The sequence below is a fragment of the Bradyrhizobium sp. 6(2017) genome (assembly GCF_011058295.2).
In the GTDB taxonomy this organism is placed as follows: Bacteria; Pseudomonadota; Alphaproteobacteria; order Rhizobiales; family Xanthobacteraceae; genus Bradyrhizobium; species Bradyrhizobium septentrionale.
In genome coordinates this window covers 8,690,990-8,705,383 of the sequence record NZ_CP049289.2, presented here as the reverse complement: position 1 = coordinate 8,705,383, position 14,394 = coordinate 8,690,990, and the positions used below count along the sequence as shown (strand labels likewise).

The following is a 14,394-nucleotide window of genomic DNA, read 5'->3' as shown; positions in this document are numbered from 1 at the left end:
TGCCCGGGCTTGTCCCGGGCATCCACGTTTTTGATCGCGGCAAGAGAAGACGTAGATGGCTGGGTCAAGCCCGGCCATGACGGATCAAGAATCCATTACTGCTTCTCGATCCCGGCGTCGGCGATCAGCTTCTCCCACAGCACCAACTGCTCCTTGAGGAACGCCTCGAACTCCTCGGGCGTGCCGGAGAATGCCTCCATGCCGCGCTCGGCGAGCTGGTTCTTGATGTCGGGCCGCTCGACGATCTTGCGGATCTCCGCATTCAGCCTGACGACGACATCCTTCGGCATGTTGGCGGGGCCGAGATAGCCCTGCCAGGAGGTGATGTCGAAACCTTTCACGGTGTCGTCCATTGTGGGCAGGTCCGGCAGCAGCGCGGATTTCCGCTTGGTGGTCACGGCGAGCGGCTTCAGCGCCTTGGCGTTGACGTGCGGCAACCCGGTCGGGACGTCGATAAACATCATCGAGATGCGGCCGGCGATCACGTCGGTCAGTGCCGGCGGCGAGCTCTTGTAGGGCACGTGCAACAGGTCGATGCCTGCGAGGCGGGCGAAGGTCGCGCCGGAGACGCTCGCCGACGACGAGCCGCTGGCATAGGTGTATTTGCCCGGCTCCTTCTTGGCGAGCGCGATCAACTCGGCGACCGAGTTCGCCGGGATGTCCGGATGGATCACCAGCATGAAGGGCAGGTCGCCGGTGCGCGCGATCGGCGTGAAATCCTTGATCGGATCGTAGTTCATGGTTTTCAGCAGATACGGATTGGCCGAGTGTGTCGTGTTGGTGGTGACGAACAAGGTGTAACCGTCGGGGGCGGAGCGGGCGACATAGTTCGCCGCGATCGAGCCGTTGGCGCCGGCCCGGTTGTCGATCACCATGCCGACGCCGAGCGCAACCCCGAGCTCCTTGGAAATCAACCGCGTCGTGGTGTCGGTGCCGCTGCCGGCGGCGAACGGCAGCACCAGCGTGATGTTGCGCGTGGGATAGGTCTGGGCAAGTGCCGTCTCGGATATCGCCACGAGCACGGCGGCGGCTGCGGCCGCCAGGCACCAGTATCGTCGCGATCCCATGATCATGTCGTCGTCCCCCCGCGCGGGCCCTGAACAGGCCCATTGCGGCCGAAGCTAGCCCGGCCGCCACGGCTGCGGAAGCCGTGCCGGGAGCAGCCTTTCGCCGCATGGCCACTCCCGGACGCGGGTGGGGACGCTACGATCCCACCGGGAAGACCTGCGCGACGTGAAAAGCCTTGGTGGTGACGAGCCACCTGCCGTCGATCAGATGAAACACGAGATGGTCGATGAAGCCGGTTTGGCCGGCCCTGACGCGCACCTTGGCGATGGCCAGATCGGACGCGGTCTGGTCGATGCTGATGATGGCCTCCTCGCGCGGCGATTTCATCGACGCCGGCGAGGGTCGGCTGCGGATGAAGTCGCGGAATTCCGCGGCCGACCGCACCGTGTGCTTGCCGTCCCGGATGCCGTGCACGATGCAGGCATCGGAGAAGACGTCGCGGAACCGGCTATCGTCGACGTCATACATCAGGTTGAAATATCCTTCGATCGCGGATGCGATGGCCTGGATGTCGCTCATGGCAAAACTCCGTAGCGGATGATGTGGCGGTGACCCCACCGGATCGAACCGGTGGTCTGCGCCGACAGTGGCCGATACGGTCGCGGAGTGCTACGACTGGACTGTCATCTCATGGATGACTGAGAGGCATCGACATGGACGAAGTTGACGGTCGGCTCGTCGGCGGGCTTGTGATCCTCGCAGCCGTTGCGGACGCGCGCAGCTTCGGCAAGGCCGCCGAACGGCTCGGCATGACGCAGTCCGGCGTCAGCAAGGCGATCGCCAAGCTCGAGGCGCGCCTCGACACCAGGCTGGTTCATCGCACAAGCCGCGCCGTCGAGCTCACCGAGGAAGGACGCGCGCTGTACGAGCGGGTTGCCGCGCATCTGGCCGGGATCGGCGAGGCGGCGGCGGAGACCTCGAAATCGCGCGATGCGGTCCGCGGCAGGCTGCGGGTCAATGTCGACCCGCTGTTCTCCCGCATGGTGCTGTCGCCGAAGCTGAGCGAGTTCCTGCTGCAGAATCCAGGCATGGATCTGCGTATCGAGACCCGCGACCGGATCGCGGATCTGGTCAGCGACGGTTTTGATCTGGCGGTGCGCTTCGGCGAGCCGGCGCCGTCGGCGCTGATTGCGCGCCGCGTACTCGATGCGCGCGTGCTCACCGTGGCCTCGCCGATCTATCTCGAACGACACGGCCAGCCGCTTGATCCGCGGGAACTGGCGAGCCGCGACCATCAGTGCATCCTGGCAATCGACGCGGCGACCGGGCGTCCGTTCGATTGGGAGTTTTGGCGCGGCGGCGAGGTCGTGCCGGTCGCGGTCAACGGGCGGCTCACCGTGACCGATTCAGGAACCAAGCTCGGCGCTTGCCTGGCCGGCTTCGGCGTCGCCCAGGTGATCGATCTCGGGCTCGACGATCACCTGAGGAGCGGCGCGCTGATCGAGCTGTTTCCGGACTGGCCCGACGAGCGTTTTCCGCTCTATGTCTATTACGCCTCGCGTAACCACGTGCCGGCCAAGGTGAGGCGGTTTATCGACTTCATCACGGAAACGCTGGCGGCAAAGCCACATTCGCCACGCAAATCCGCCGGCTTGCGCAAGGTAGGCTAGAGCGTTTTCGAGCGAAGTGGACCCCGGTTCGCGTGAAGAAAACGCGTCAAAACAAAAAGCTAGAGCTTCGGTTCTGATTCAATCAGAACCGAAAATCTCTAGCCATATCCTCGGCGTCAGCTAGCGCTTCGCCGATCCTTGCCGCGAAGCGATCACGACGCCGGCGAGCACCAGCGCGTAGCCGATCAAATGAAATGGCGCCAGCGTCTCGCCGAGCAGCAGGATCGCCATCGCAGAGCCGAACACCGGCACCAGATGGAAGAACGGCGCCGCGCGGTTCGGGCCGATCAGCGCGACGCCGCGGTTGAAGAACAGATAGGCGAGCGTCGACGGGAAGATCAGCGTGTAGCCCAGCGTGGCAAACGTCAGAACGTCGAGCTTCAGCGTCACGCCGTTGGCGAATTCCCAGGCCGCCACCGGCAACAGCATCAGCGCACCACAGCAGGTGGTGAACGAGATCAGCGAGAGCTGATGGATTTTCGGCCGCCGCGGGATCAGCGCCGAATACAGCCCGAACGACACCAGCGAGGCGCCGAACATGATGTCGCCCCGGTTGAAGCTGATGCTGGCGAGTGCCGAGAAGTCGCCGCGCAGGATGATGGTCAGCACGCCGGCCAGCGAGATCGCGATGCCGGCAAGCTGCGCCGGCGTCAGCCGCACGCCGAACAGGATCAGCGACCACAGCGCCACGAACAGCGGCCCCGCCGATTGGATCAAGAGCGCGTTCAGCGCCTCGGTATACTGCATCGCCCAGTAGGAGATCGCGTTGTTGAAGGCGAAGCCGACCGCGGACAACAGCAGCATCAGCGGCAGTGCGCTGCGCAGCTTCGGCCAGTCCCGCTTCAGATGTGGCCAGGCGAACGGCAGCAGGATCAGGAACACGCCGAACCAGCGGATCGTGGTCAGCGTGACCGGCGGCACATGGCTGCCGACATGGCGCGCCAGCACGATGTTGGCAGCCCAGAACAGCGAGGTCAGGCTGAGCAGCAGATAGGGCTGGTTGTTGAGCCAGTGCAGCGGCGAGCGGCGGAGCGTTGTGGCAGGTGCGGGCAAAGCGGTCATTATCTGGCGGATGTTGTGCCCGAATCCGCCGCCGCGACAAGACGAAAGAGCGGATTGGTGCCATGCGCGGCCAAGCTCGTCGTCGCTCGCGCGGCGTCATGAATACTTGATTCCGTCACCCTGAGGAGCGCGGCACGCGCGTCTCGAAGGGTCGACGGCCACCAGCAGGGCCGTGCACCCTTCGAGGCTCGCTCCGCTCGCACCTCAGGATGACGGAGATAGATATTGCGCGTGTCTCCGACGCCCCGCCTATTTCTGCGGCCCCGAGAGCGAGATGTCGCGCTCGGCGCGAAACACGTTGCTGTAGAGATTGGCGATCCATTGCCGCCCGCTGGAGGTGACGTTGAGGTGACGGATCGCCGGCTGCACATGCGGCGCGGCGCTGTCCCAGTAGAAGCGCGGATAGAGGTCGACGAGATCGGCCGGCGAATCGTAGCCGAGCTGGCGGTTCAGCCCGGCCTCCTCGAACTCGATGTACAGCGCGTTGGCCTTGCGGATGTAGTGGGGGTCGCCGAGCTGGCCGATCAGATCGGCGGCGCGCAGCAAGGTGGCCTCTTCACCGAAATCCTCATCGTCATCAGGGGCGGTGAGCGGAAAGCGGGTGCCCTCGATGGCGCGGGCGATGCGCTCCTTGTCGAGCTGGGCGACGCCCTTGATCCGTTCCATCACGAAGATCTTGGAGCGGTCGACGTGATAGGACATCAGCGCCGCATCCGACGAGCCGCGCGGCAGGATCACCTTGCGGCCATCGGCATTGATCAGATAGCCGTCTTGGCCATCGGCCTCGAACAGCCCGCGCACATAGCCGATGTCATGGGTGAGGCAGGCGATGATGACATGCGCATAGTCCTCGGCGCTCATGTGCGAATGCAGCGCGCGGCCGCGCAGGATGTCGTGGCCGGCCAGCGTCACCAGCATGGTGTGCTCGACATTGTGATAGAGCGCGTCGCTGTTGCCGATGCATTCGATCGCGATCCGCGCGATCGATGGCACCATCTCCACCAGCTCGGTTTGCGAAGAGCCAAATCTGCGCTGCATGTATTCGCCGAGGAATTTGCCGAGCGCGTCGGCTGCAAGTTCGGGAAGGGTCATCACGGCCTTGACCTCCGAGAGCAGGGGCCAGCTTAGGGCTCGGCGGTATTTCAGGCTAGTCCCGCGATGTGACATAATGTTTGCGGCCGAACCGATGCGGCTGGACCAAAGGGCTTTGGGCGGGAGCGGGTGATGGGTGTCGATCTCTTGAACGTCAAAGGCCTGAACGAGCTGGATCGCCAGGCTCCGGTCGTGATGGTCAATCTGATGCGATTTCGGGAGCGATCGCTCGACGGCGACGGCTCGGGCTGGGATGCGTACCTGCGTTACAGCGCGCTCACCGTGCCGATGATCAAGGCGCGCGGCGGCACGCTGCTGTGGACCGGAAACGCCGAGACGGTCGCGCTGGGCGAGCCGGCCGGCCAGCGCTGGGATTATCTCGCGCTGGTCTACTATCCGAACGTCGCAGCCTTCATCGACATGATGACCTCGGCCGACTACGAAAACCGCTGCGACCCACATCGCCGCAACGGCTGCGAGCAGCACGTCATCATCGCGACGCGCGAGGCCTACAGCAAGTTCAAGGTCGGGTGAGGCGAGCGCGCCTTTCGCAACTCCACCACCGTCACCCTGAGGAGCGCGAAGCGCTTCTCGAAGGGTCGACGGTCCGACTGTGGCCGATTCATCCTTCGAGGCTCGCTTTCGCGAGCGCCTCAGGATGACGGGTCTGAAAGCGGCGCGAGTGGCGTCAACGCCGCGCGGCAGGCCGCCTGCACCACCCGGCAAATCTCATCCCTCGACCGCCCCGCGCTCAGCGAGGCGAAGGTCGGATAGCTCGTCAGTGCAAAGATCAGGTCGACGGCGTCCTTGCGGGCCTGCGGCGACGCGCTCCGGCCCGCGATACGGTCGATCAATGCGGTGACGCCGCGGCGGCGGCGTTCGTTGCGCTCGCGCACCGCTTCGGCGAATTCGGGATCGGTCGCCATCGCGTCGTGCAGCCGGGCGACCGCGGAATCGCGGCTCCAGAAGCCGCAGAAGATCTCGACCGTGCGGTCGAGCGCGGCACGCGGATCGGCCATCGTCATGGCGTCGGCGAGCTGATGCAGGCCGCCGTGACGGGCGATCTCGTCGAACACGGCCTCGAGCAGCCCGCTCCGCGAGCCGAACTGGTTGTAGACGGTGAGCCGGGTCACGCCGGCCGCCTTCGCCACCGTATCCAGCGAGAAGCGCGCGATGCTCTCGTCCTCACGCAGGGTGCGCGAGGCGGCCTCGATCACGCGCTCGCGCGTCTCGGCGGCAGCTGCGCTGCGTGCCGGGCTCACATAGCTGCGCGGCGGCATCGGCTGGCCTTGCTTTCGTCAGATTGACTATACATTATGTATATCTAATTTCCCAGCCCATTCTCAATGCCCTTTGGAGCAACATCATGCAGACCGCCCTCATCATAGCCCTGTCCCTTCATGTCCTGTCATCGGTGTTTTGGGCCGGCTCCAGCTTCACCTTGGCGCGCACCGGCGGTCTCGGCGGCGAGAAGCTGCTGGGCCCGCAGATCGGCGCCGCGACGGTCGCGATCGTCACCGGCGCCACGCTCTGGCGTCTGGTCCATGAGGGCTCGTTTGCGCTGTCGGAGAAGATCCTGGCCGGGGGCGCGATCGCTGCGCTGGCCGCAATCGCGGTGCAGATCATCGTCGGCGGCGGCGCCGTCAGGCAGTTGCGCACCAGCGCAGGCGATCCGTCAGCGGCGCGCGCGCGGCTCGCGGTCGCCCAGCGCATCGCGGCCGGGCTGCTCGCGATCACCGCGCTGTGCATGGGCGCGGCGCGCTATGCGTGAGCTCAAAACTTCCGCACCAGGTCCGGGGTGATCTCCTTCAGGCTGCGGATGCCGAGCAGGGCGAGGTCGCGGTCGATCTCGTCATGCAGCAGCGAGATCGCGCGCGCGACGCCGGCTTCGCCCGCGACCACGGCGGCATAGAGGAACGGACGGCCGACCCAGACGAAGTCCGCTCCCAGCGCCAAGGCCTTGATGACGTCGGTGCCGCGACGGATGCCGCCGTCCACCATCACGGTCATGTTGCCCTTCTGCGCCGCGATCTCCTGCAGCGTGCGCAAGCCGGAGACGGTGTAGTCGAGCTGGCGGCCGCCATGGTTGGAGACCATCACGCCGTCGCAGCCGTGCTCGCGCGCCAGCCGCGCGTCTTCCGGCGAGATCAGCCCCTTGACCACCAGCTTGCCGCTCCAGCGCTTGCGGATCAGCTCGACATGCTTCCAGGCCAGCTGGTCGCGGCTGCCGATGTTGCGCATCAGGTTCTTGGACAGCACCGGCGGACCCTGCTTGGCGTCCATGTTCTCGAAATGCGGCATGCCGTGATTGAACACGGTGCGCGCCCAGGTGTTCAGCAGCCAGTCGGGATGGCTGATGGTGTCCCAGAACACCCGAGGCGTGATCGCAAGCGGCACCTGGAAGCCGTTGCGGATGTTGTTCTCGCGGTTGGGCGGCACCGGGACGTCGGCGGTGACGACGAAGGTGTCGTAGCCGGCCGCCGCGACGCGATCGACCAGCGGCTCGATGCGTTCGTCGAGCCCGGCGAGATAGGCCTGGTACCAGGCTAAAGGGTTGGCGGCGCGGACGTCCTCCAGCGTGATCAGCGAGGAAGCCGAGAGGATCATCGGGACGTTGGCGGCGGCCGCGGCGCGGGTCAGCACGATGTCGCCGCGATAGGCGCACAGCGCTGACGAGCCCATCGGCGGAATGCCGAACGGCGAGGCGTAGGTCTTGCCGAACAGCGTCGTGGTCTGGTCGCGGCCGGAGACGTCCTTCAGCACCCGCGGCACGAAGCCGTATTCGTCGAACGCCCTGCGATTGTCGGTGCGGGCCGCGTCGGTCTCGGCGCCGCCCGAGATGTAGCCGTAAAGGAATTTCGGCAGCAGCCGCCGGGCCTGCGGCTCGAAATCGTCGAGCGTGAGATAGTGCCGCAAGCGCCGCGGCACAGCGGGTGCGGCGCGGTTGACGGTTGCGGGAGGCGGGGAAGGGGCTGCGGTTCGGTCGTGCACGTCTGGCGTTTCCGTTGTTCTTGGTTCTTGGTTGGAGCTTCAGGTTAGCGCCTGCCCCCTGAACCGACAATCTTCTCGTTGAACTTGTTGACGGACTGGCTGACGTCGATGAGTGTCTTGCGGGTCTCGGCGATCACGGCGCCGGATTTCTTGTCAAAGCTCTGGATCAGCTCGCGCAGCGAGATCACGGTCGGCAGCAGATCGCCGCCATATTTGTCGCTGCCGAAACTCTTCAGGAACTTGCCGGCCGAGGTCATCTTGTCGTCGACCGCGCTGACGCCGGCGTCGGCGGCGTCGATGAAGGCGGCGATCAGCTCGCCATTGCCCGACAGCGAATTGGTGAAGTTCTCGAGCCCGAGCAGCGAGTCCTTGATGTCGGCCTCGTTCTCGGTGATGACGCGGTCGACATTGCGCAGCGCGACGCGCAGCTTCTCTTGGATGCCCATCGTGCCTTCGGCGTCGGCGGTCAGCTCCGGAATGCCATCGGCGCCGACCGGCGGCGCCGCGGCGTCGTCGGTGCCGCCGCTGAAGGAGATCGAGGCGATCCCGGTCAGGCCCTGGAATTCGAGGCCGACCTGGGTGTCCTTCTTGATCGGAGCGTTGCCCTCGATCCGCGTCATCGCCACCACACGGTGGCGGTCGAGCCTGATCGAGACCACCTCGCCGATCCGCACGCCGGCGAAATTGACGCTGGCGCCGCGGCGCAGGCCCGACGCCGAGCCCTCGAACACGACGCGGAACGGCACCATGCGCTTGATGCCGGCATAGCGCTGATAGCCCAGCCAGCCGCCGAGCGAGCCGGCGATCAGGGCCAGCGTCAGGGTGCCGATCAAGAGATTGCTGGCGCGCGCCATATGTTGGGACCTGTCCGCAAAGCAGACCCTAGGAGATAGCGGATTTGCCGCCGATAGTCACCGCAGACCTCGGGGGCGCAGGGACCGATCAGGCCTACTGCTTCCGCGACGCCACGAAGACGCCGGCCAAGACCAGCGCGAAGCCGATGAAATGGAAGGCCTGCGGATGCTCGCCGATGAACACGATCGACATAATGGTGCCGAACACCGGAACCATATGGAAGAACGGCGCGGCGCGGTTGGCGCCGATCAGCTGCACCCCGCGGTTGAAGCACAGATAGGCCAGCGTCGAGGGGAACACCGCGACATAGAACAGCGACAGCAGGTTGTTGGTCGTGAGCTGCATCACCGGGCGCGCGCCGAGTTCCCAGATGAAGAACGGGACCAGGAACAGCGCGCCGCAGCCGAAGGTGAAGGCCGCGACCGACAGGCCGTGGATGTTGGGCCGCTTCAAGGTCAGCACCGAATACAGCGCGAAGATCACCAGCGCGACGGTGAAGATCAGGTCGCCCTTGTTGAAGTCGATCTTCGACAGCGTGGTGAGGTCGCCATGCAGCAGGATCACCAGCACGCCGCACAGCGACAGCGAGACGCCAAGCAACTGCGCCAGCGTCAGCCGTGTGCCGAGCAGGATCAGCGACCACAGTGCGACCACCAGCGGCGCCGCCGATTGCAGCAGCAGCGTGTTGAGCGCCTGGGTGTGCTCGAGCGCCCAGTATTGCAGCGTGTTGAAGGCGCTGATGCCGGTGATCGACAGCAGCATCATGATGCCGAGATTCTTGCGGATCGCGGGCCAGTCGCGGGCGAGGTGCTTCCAGGCGAACGGCAGGATGATCAGGAACGCCGCCGACCAGCGCAGGAACGACAGCGTCACCGGCGGAATGTGGCCGGCGGCGAGCCGGCCGACGATGGCATTGCCGGCCCAGCACATCGCGGTGATGCAGAGCAAAAGATACGGCTGGTTGGCGATCCAGGAACCGGACGCAGGCGTGGTGGTGGAATCGGAGGCAGACATGCGACAGGCCCGGGTTCACGACGCCGCGGCCTGCCCGGCTGGCATCGCCGGGCCGGTATGGATCTCCCCGGCCCCTGTCACAGACACGGATTCCGCCGATCCTTCAATGGGGATGGACGCATCGCGACCATGCGCGAAGGCCCCTTTCGCGGCGGGCGACGGCGCTTCCGCTACTACGGCGCTTTGCGGGCCGGGATGAGCCTCTAACTGGTTTGCGGCGGCGTGGTCTGGCGCTTGACGATCTGCTCGGCGAGCTCGATCAGGATCCGCTTGGTGTCGGGATCCTGCACCTCGCGGAACACCCGCAGCATGCGCAGTTCGAGCAGCGATTGCAGCGATTCCGCGGTGTGGCCGCCGCCCTGTGTCGGCGCGGTGGTTGCGCTCCGCCGGTTGAGGATGTCGGCGGCGATCCCGAGCATCTCGGCGACGGTCGCCAGACGGCCGGTATCGATCTTCACCGTACCGCTCACGCCGTTCTTTTGCAGCGAGGCGCCCGCGCACAGGATCTCGGCGAGATCGGCCTGCGACAGCCCGATCTCGCGCCAGCGCGCCTGCACCAGTTGGTCGATCTGGTCGTCCTGCGATGTGCTCATGGTGCGTTCAGACCATCTCCGGCAATGACCGTGGACCGCAATTTGTCGACGAAGGCTGCCGGCAAATGACCAGCGCGCCGCAATGGGACTCCGGCGGATCATTCGGATAGACAAATGGTCCCACCGAACCGGGCGACGCGCAGGACGATCCGTACCTGGACTCCAGCCGCCCAATCGCGCGGCCCGCGCACCCCATGGCCCGAGATGCTCGCATCCGCATCATCCGACCTTCGCTTTTTTATCAAGACCGTCCGCGAATGCAATCAGGGGGCGATGCGTGTGACGAACCCAACCCGGATAGGTGACCTTGCCACATAATGCCGCGTTTGCTGTTCGCGGGGCCATGCGGTGGGCGCGGCAGCAGCCCTGAGCACGCTGCGATGGCCGCGCGGCGCCGCTCACAGGTCGATGATCCCGAGCGCGATGCTCTTCGCCACGCCGTGTGTCTTGTTGGACGCCTGGAGCTTGCGCAGCGCCTGCTTGATGAAGCCCTCCACGGTCTCCGGCGAGATGCCGAGGATCTGCGCGGTGTCGACCACGGTCTTGCCGCGCGCCGCCCACGCCATCACTTCCTTTTCGCGGGCCGTGAGCTTGATCGTCTCGGCAGCGTCGGCAGGCCGCAGGATGGTCGGCGCGTTGCGCTGGTCGCGGTTGACGATGTCCATCGCCCGCTGCACCCAGTAGATCATCAACAGATGCAGTTCATGCCGATGGCAGACGAACAGCTTGTCGAAATCGCGCGGCTGGTCTTGCCAGAAAAACACCGTCGAGCTCGAATGCACGGCGCCGAGCCGGTCGCGATAGTGGAACGGCACGACGAAGCCGTCCTTGAATCCGAACTCCCGGGCGGCATCCATCGTCTTGACCTCGGGCGCCCGCTTGTGTCCGCTTCGCTCCGGCAGCTTCAGGCTGCTCCAGCTGAACGGCGTGTTGGTACGTCGCGAGCGCGCCAGCGCCGGATCGGCATGCACGAACTCGTTCTGCACATACGCCCGCTTCCAGGCGTCGGGAAATGTGCCGATATGGTAGGGCAGATCAAGATCGGGCCGGCCGGCATCGACAAAGGCGAAGCCCGAGAAGCCGTAGTTCTGGACAATGCGATGCAATGACGAGCTGAGCTCGTCGATGGTATCTGACGCCTCGATGGTCGAAATCGCGTCTACCAGGCCCATTGACTAAAACCCCCGGTTTCCGGGGGTACCACAGTTGGCCCCTTTTGTTCCAGATGTTCCGCATTTGGAGGAAAGGATAATGCCGCATTCATTGGACGGCTTTCATGCACTCATCACCAGGGAAGAGCTTGATCCGGCGCATGTCGGAGCGATGTTGCGGCTGCGCAAGCGGCTGTTCGTCGACCATTGCGGCTGGCTTCTGACCACGGTCGGGGATGTCGAACGCGATCAGTTCGACTGCTGGTATACCGAGCACTGCCTGTTGTTCTCCGGCGTCGAGCTCGTCGGCGGCTTCCGGGCGGTTCGCACCGATTATCCCTATCTCACCAAGTCGGTGTTCCCGCAGCTTGCGGTGCGCCGCTTTCCGAGCCGCCGTGACGCCTGGGAGATCAGCCGTTTCGGCGTGCTGCCTGGTGTCGCGAGGTCGCAGACTGCACGCGTGAACTACGCGCTGATGTTCCGCTTCGCCGAGCTGCGCGGAGCGAAGGCGCTCGTGGCGCTGGCCGACCTCTCCTATGAGCGTTTTCTCACCCGCATGGACGTCCGCACCCGCCGCTACGGCCCGCCGCAGGTGATCGGCAATGATCGCATGGGCCGCCCGCTGACGGCGCTCGCCGGAGAAATCCCGCTTGGTCTTGCCGACAATCCCGGCCTGACCAAATTCCTCGACCTTGGACGGCAATTGGAGATCTACGATGCTTCACATGTTCTCGGACGTTCGAGCATTCCAGCATGATCCGCTGCGTCTGTTGCTGACGCGCGGTAACGAGGCAGAGCGGGGGCTGGTGCCGTTGCGGCTCGGTCCTGCGCCGGTCTTCCTGGTGAACGATCCCGATCTGCTGCGCCCGATCCTCAAGGCGCCGGAGACCGACATCGGAAAGGGCAAGCTGATCAAGAAGCTGACGCCGGTGCTCGGCCGCAGCTCGCTGATGCTTAGCGGCGAGGAGCACAAACGGCGGCGGGCGGTGCTGCAGAAACACATGGCCAAAGGCAGCGTCGAGAAATTCCTGCCGCATATGTGCGCTGAGATCCGTGCGGTCGGCGCCAGCCTGGCGCGGCTCGGATCGTTCGATCCGCACCACGTCACCGCGATGCTGGCGCTGCGGACGATCTGCGTCGCGATCTTCGGCTCCCAGGTGATGTCGTCTGGCGACGAGGAAGCCCTGGTTCAGGCCGTCGGCGCGATCGAGGACGATCTGGCGGAGGAGATGTTCCGCGCCTTGCCGTTCGGTCCGGTGGCTTGGTACCGCCGCCGCAAGAACCGGGTCTGTGCCAAGCTTGCCATGTCGACGGTGGTGCAGCGGCTGCGCCGCAAGGCGGGTTCGAGCAGCGCGCTGCGCGATCTCGAGGCGCTCGGTCTGAGTGATCGCGATCTCGAGGACGAGATCCTGACATTGCTGCTGGCCGGCCATCACACCACAGGTTCGACCGCGGCATGGATGTTCTACCACATGGCCGCCGATCCCGCGCTGATGGACGACATCGCCGACGAGGCCGCGGAGTGCCTTGGCGACGACGGCGAACTGCGACTAGACGCAGTGAAGCGCGCCAATCTGAGCGCGACGCTGGTCAAGGAGGTCTGCCGGCTCTATCCCAGCGCATGGTGGTTCTCGCGTGAGGTGATGCAGCCGGTGACGATCGGCGGGCACGACCTCAAGGTCGGCACCTCGCTGTTGATCTGCCCCTGGCAATTGCAGCGCGATGGCAGGCATTTCGAGGATCCCGACCGCTTCCTGATGACGCGGCGCTACAACACCGATGCCTACATCCCGTTCGGTGCCGGTCCGCGCGCCTGCGCCGGGATGGGGGTTGCGATGCTGGAGCTGCAATTGCTCGCGCTCGAGATCGCCGCCGCCTATCGCTTCACCGCCGTCACGCCAAATCCGGCGCCGTGGCCGAAAGCGTCGGTGACGTTGATTCCGCCGCCCATGACGATCGACATCGAAGTCCGCGAAGTGCCCTCGCGCATCCTGCGCCTGGGCGAGGAAGCTCAGCACCTGCCCTACATTCCGTCCGCCGCCACGGCGTCCATCAGCACACTACAATCGGTATCCCAATGACAACACACATCACAACGGCCAGCATCGGGCAGAGGGCGATGGATCAAGTGCAAGTGCGCAGTTTGCGCGACGTCATCACGGTGTTGATCGAGCAGCGCAACATCGTGAGGGCGGCCGGCGCAAGCTTTGCGGCACATTTGCTCGACCTCGCGATCATGCAGCTGCGGCTCAACGTCAACGATATTTCGGCAGAGGAATTGTCCGGCCTGTCCGACCTCGTTGGCGCCGAGTTCGGCAGGGACAAATCCCCGCATTGATCGCATCAGAGCGTTTTCAAGCGAAAAAGATCATGCTCAAAACAAAGGGATGGGGCGGGACGACGTTTCGAAGAAAAGTCATCCCGCTCTAGTCTTGCGTCGCCACCAGCGCCTTCATCGTGGCGCCGGCGGCGAGCGCGGCGTCGTTCGGATCGATCTCGATCTGCAGGCCGCGCTGGCCGCCATTGACGAACACGGTGATGTGGGTGAGGGCGGTCTCGTCGATCGCGGTCGGCACCCGCTTCTTCTGGCCGAACGGGCTAATGCCGCCGACATGGTAGCCGGTCAGCCGCTCGGCATCGGCCGGGCGCATCATCCTGGCCGACTTGCCGCCGAGCGCGGCGGCGAGCTTCTTCATGCTGACCTCGCAGTCGGACGGCACCACGGCGCACACCGGCTTGCCGTCGACCTCGGCCATCAGCGTCTTCAGCATCCGGTTCGGCTCGACGCCGAGCGCCTCCGCCGCCTGCAGCCCGATGCTCTCGGCGCTGGAATCGTAGACATAGGTGTGGAGCTTGAAGGCAAGGCCTAGCTTCCGCAGCGCCATGGTTGCTGGTGTCGAATTGGGCATGGACCCTGCCGGTTAATCCAGCTGAATGATCGCCGCAATGGCGGCTGCG

17 protein-coding genes are annotated in these 14,394 nt (G+C 65.2%); 6 read left to right on the top strand and 11 right to left on the bottom strand.

What is annotated here, in order from left to right; genetic code table 11:
• Positions 1 to 95 precede the first annotated feature (95 nt).
• Together G6P99_RS41290 and G6P99_RS41285 are read right to left on the bottom strand one after the other, a co-directional pair.
• Complete coding sequence (locus tag G6P99_RS41290; protein WP_029079174.1) at positions 96 to 1,067, bottom strand: Bug family tripartite tricarboxylate transporter substrate binding protein; 972 nt, start codon at positions 1,065 to 1,067, stop codon at positions 96 to 98.
• Between the two features lie 136 nt (positions 1,068 to 1,203).
• On the bottom strand, positions 1,204 to 1,587 hold the full coding sequence (locus G6P99_RS41285; RefSeq protein ID WP_035976393.1) for a nuclear transport factor 2 family protein: 384 nt from the start codon (positions 1,585 to 1,587) through the stop codon (positions 1,204 to 1,206).
• 134 nt (positions 1,588 to 1,721) lie between these two features.
• Between G6P99_RS41285 and G6P99_RS41280 the strand changes: the two genes are divergently transcribed.
• Positions 1,722 to 2,678, top strand: a complete 957-nt coding sequence (locus G6P99_RS41280) for a LysR family transcriptional regulator (protein ID WP_029079172.1) — start codon at positions 1,722 to 1,724, stop codon at positions 2,676 to 2,678.
• Between the two features lie 120 nt (positions 2,679 to 2,798).
• On the opposite strand, the gene G6P99_RS41275 is transcribed toward G6P99_RS41280, so the two are convergent.
• Positions 2,799 to 3,740, bottom strand: a complete 942-nt coding sequence (locus tag G6P99_RS41275) for a DMT family transporter (RefSeq protein WP_035976390.1) — start codon at positions 3,738 to 3,740, stop codon at positions 2,799 to 2,801.
• A gap of 249 nt (positions 3,741 to 3,989) precedes the next feature.
• On the bottom strand, positions 3,990 to 4,835 hold the full coding sequence (locus G6P99_RS41270; protein WP_029079170.1) for a hypothetical protein: 846 nt from the start codon (positions 4,833 to 4,835) through the stop codon (positions 3,990 to 3,992).
• Positions 4,836 to 4,964: 129 nt separating this feature from the next.
• Between G6P99_RS41270 and G6P99_RS41265 the strand changes: the two genes are divergently transcribed.
• A complete protein-coding gene (locus G6P99_RS41265; protein ID WP_029079169.1) occupies positions 4,965 to 5,366 on the top strand; it encodes a DUF1330 domain-containing protein in 402 nt (133 codons plus the stop codon).
• 119 nt (positions 5,367 to 5,485) lie between these two features.
• Here G6P99_RS41265 and G6P99_RS41260 read toward each other — a convergent pair whose 3' ends face one another.
• Positions 5,486 to 6,112, bottom strand: a complete 627-nt coding sequence (locus tag G6P99_RS41260) for a TetR/AcrR family transcriptional regulator (RefSeq protein ID WP_035976389.1) — start codon at positions 6,110 to 6,112, stop codon at positions 5,486 to 5,488.
• 86 nt (positions 6,113 to 6,198) lie between these two features.
• Here G6P99_RS41260 and G6P99_RS41255 point away from each other — a divergent pair, with 86 nt between their 5' ends.
• On the top strand, positions 6,199 to 6,603 hold the full coding sequence (locus G6P99_RS41255) for a hypothetical protein (protein ID WP_029079168.1): 405 nt from the start codon (positions 6,199 to 6,201) through the stop codon (positions 6,601 to 6,603).
• Between the two features lie 2 nt (positions 6,604 to 6,605).
• Here G6P99_RS41255 and G6P99_RS41250 read toward each other — a convergent pair whose 3' ends face one another.
• The 5 genes from G6P99_RS41250 to G6P99_RS41230 form a co-directional block, all read right to left on the bottom strand.
• Positions 6,606 to 7,760: an alpha-hydroxy acid oxidase gene (locus G6P99_RS41250; RefSeq protein ID WP_029079167.1), complete on the bottom strand. Its 1,155-nt coding sequence runs from the start codon at positions 7,758 to 7,760 to the stop codon at positions 6,606 to 6,608.
• A gap of 107 nt (positions 7,761 to 7,867) precedes the next feature.
• Positions 7,868 to 8,677: an MlaD family protein gene (locus G6P99_RS41245; RefSeq protein WP_165126258.1), complete on the bottom strand. Its 810-nt coding sequence runs from the start codon at positions 8,675 to 8,677 to the stop codon at positions 7,868 to 7,870.
• A 94-nt stretch (positions 8,678 to 8,771) separates the two neighbouring features.
• Positions 8,772 to 9,692 (bottom strand): DMT family transporter, encoded by a 921-nt coding sequence (locus G6P99_RS41240; protein WP_029079165.1) that lies wholly within the window; start codon positions 9,690 to 9,692, stop codon positions 8,772 to 8,774.
• 203 nt (positions 9,693 to 9,895) lie between these two features.
• Positions 9,896 to 10,285: a hypothetical protein gene (locus tag G6P99_RS41235; RefSeq protein ID WP_029079164.1), complete on the bottom strand. Its 390-nt coding sequence runs from the start codon at positions 10,283 to 10,285 to the stop codon at positions 9,896 to 9,898.
• Between the two features lie 398 nt (positions 10,286 to 10,683).
• Complete coding sequence (locus G6P99_RS41230) at positions 10,684 to 11,457, bottom strand: helix-turn-helix transcriptional regulator (RefSeq protein WP_029079163.1); 774 nt, start codon at positions 11,455 to 11,457, stop codon at positions 10,684 to 10,686.
• 79 nt (positions 11,458 to 11,536) lie between these two features.
• Between G6P99_RS41230 and G6P99_RS41225 the strand changes: the two genes are divergently transcribed.
• From G6P99_RS41225 to G6P99_RS41215, 3 genes are read left to right on the top strand one after another with little or no spacing between them, the layout of a single operon-like run.
• A complete protein-coding gene (locus G6P99_RS41225; RefSeq protein ID WP_165126255.1) occupies positions 11,537 to 12,193 on the top strand; it encodes an acyl-homoserine-lactone synthase in 657 nt (218 codons plus the stop codon).
• The gene (locus G6P99_RS41220; protein ID WP_245284559.1) at positions 12,153 to 13,517 is read left to right on the top strand and encodes a cytochrome P450; all 1,365 of its coding nucleotides are present in this window, start codon (positions 12,153 to 12,155) and stop codon (positions 13,515 to 13,517) included. Before G6P99_RS41225 ends, G6P99_RS41220 begins: the two co-directional genes overlap by 41 nt.
• Positions 13,518 to 13,555: 38 nt before the next feature.
• A complete protein-coding gene (locus tag G6P99_RS41215) occupies positions 13,556 to 13,774 on the top strand; it encodes a hypothetical protein (RefSeq protein ID WP_029079160.1) in 219 nt (72 codons plus the stop codon).
• A gap of 88 nt (positions 13,775 to 13,862) precedes the next feature.
• Here the strand turns inward: G6P99_RS41215 and ybaK are convergent, their stop codons facing one another.
• Positions 13,863 to 14,345 carry a Cys-tRNA(Pro) deacylase gene (gene ybaK / locus G6P99_RS41210; RefSeq protein WP_029079159.1) on the bottom strand — a complete coding sequence of 161 codons (483 nt, stop codon included), beginning with the start codon at positions 14,343 to 14,345 and terminating at the stop codon, positions 13,863 to 13,865.
• Between the last annotated feature and the right edge of the window lie 49 nt (positions 14,346 to 14,394).

Excerpts from the sequence above, each read along its gene's own strand:
- G6P99_RS41280 (WP_029079172.1), top strand. The coding sequence starts at position 1,722 with ATGGACGAAGTTGACGGTCGGCTCGTCGGCGGGCTTGTGATCCTCGCA.
- G6P99_RS41275 (WP_035976390.1), bottom strand. The coding sequence starts at position 3,740 with ATGACCGCTTTGCCCGCACCTGCCACAACGCTCCGCCGCTCGCCGCTG.
- G6P99_RS41220 (WP_245284559.1), top strand. The coding sequence starts at position 12,153 with ATGCTTCACATGTTCTCGGACGTTCGAGCATTCCAGCATGATCCGCTG.
- G6P99_RS41230 (WP_029079163.1), bottom strand. The coding sequence starts at position 11,457 with ATGGGCCTGGTAGACGCGATTTCGACCATCGAGGCGTCAGATACCATC.
- G6P99_RS41260 (WP_035976389.1), bottom strand. The coding sequence starts at position 6,112 with ATGCCGCCGCGCAGCTATGTGAGCCCGGCACGCAGCGCAGCTGCCGCC.
- G6P99_RS41215 (WP_029079160.1), top strand. The coding sequence starts at position 13,556 with ATGGATCAAGTGCAAGTGCGCAGTTTGCGCGACGTCATCACGGTGTTG.
- G6P99_RS41235 (WP_029079164.1), bottom strand. The coding sequence starts at position 10,285 with ATGAGCACATCGCAGGACGACCAGATCGACCAACTGGTGCAGGCGCGC.
- G6P99_RS41285 (WP_035976393.1), bottom strand. The coding sequence starts at position 1,587 with ATGAGCGACATCCAGGCCATCGCATCCGCGATCGAAGGATATTTCAAC.
- G6P99_RS41225 (WP_165126255.1), top strand. The coding sequence starts at position 11,537 with ATGCCGCATTCATTGGACGGCTTTCATGCACTCATCACCAGGGAAGAG.
- G6P99_RS41290 (WP_029079174.1), bottom strand. The coding sequence starts at position 1,067 with ATGGGATCGCGACGATACTGGTGCCTGGCGGCCGCAGCCGCCGCCGTG.
- G6P99_RS41240 (WP_029079165.1), bottom strand. The coding sequence starts at position 9,692 with ATGTCTGCCTCCGATTCCACCACCACGCCTGCGTCCGGTTCCTGGATC.
- G6P99_RS41265 (WP_029079169.1), top strand. The coding sequence starts at position 4,965 with ATGGGTGTCGATCTCTTGAACGTCAAAGGCCTGAACGAGCTGGATCGC.
- G6P99_RS41245 (WP_165126258.1), bottom strand. The coding sequence starts at position 8,677 with ATGGCGCGCGCCAGCAATCTCTTGATCGGCACCCTGACGCTGGCCCTG.
- ybaK (WP_029079159.1), bottom strand. The coding sequence starts at position 14,345 with ATGCCCAATTCGACACCAGCAACCATGGCGCTGCGGAAGCTAGGCCTT.
- G6P99_RS41255 (WP_029079168.1), top strand. The coding sequence starts at position 6,199 with ATGCAGACCGCCCTCATCATAGCCCTGTCCCTTCATGTCCTGTCATCG.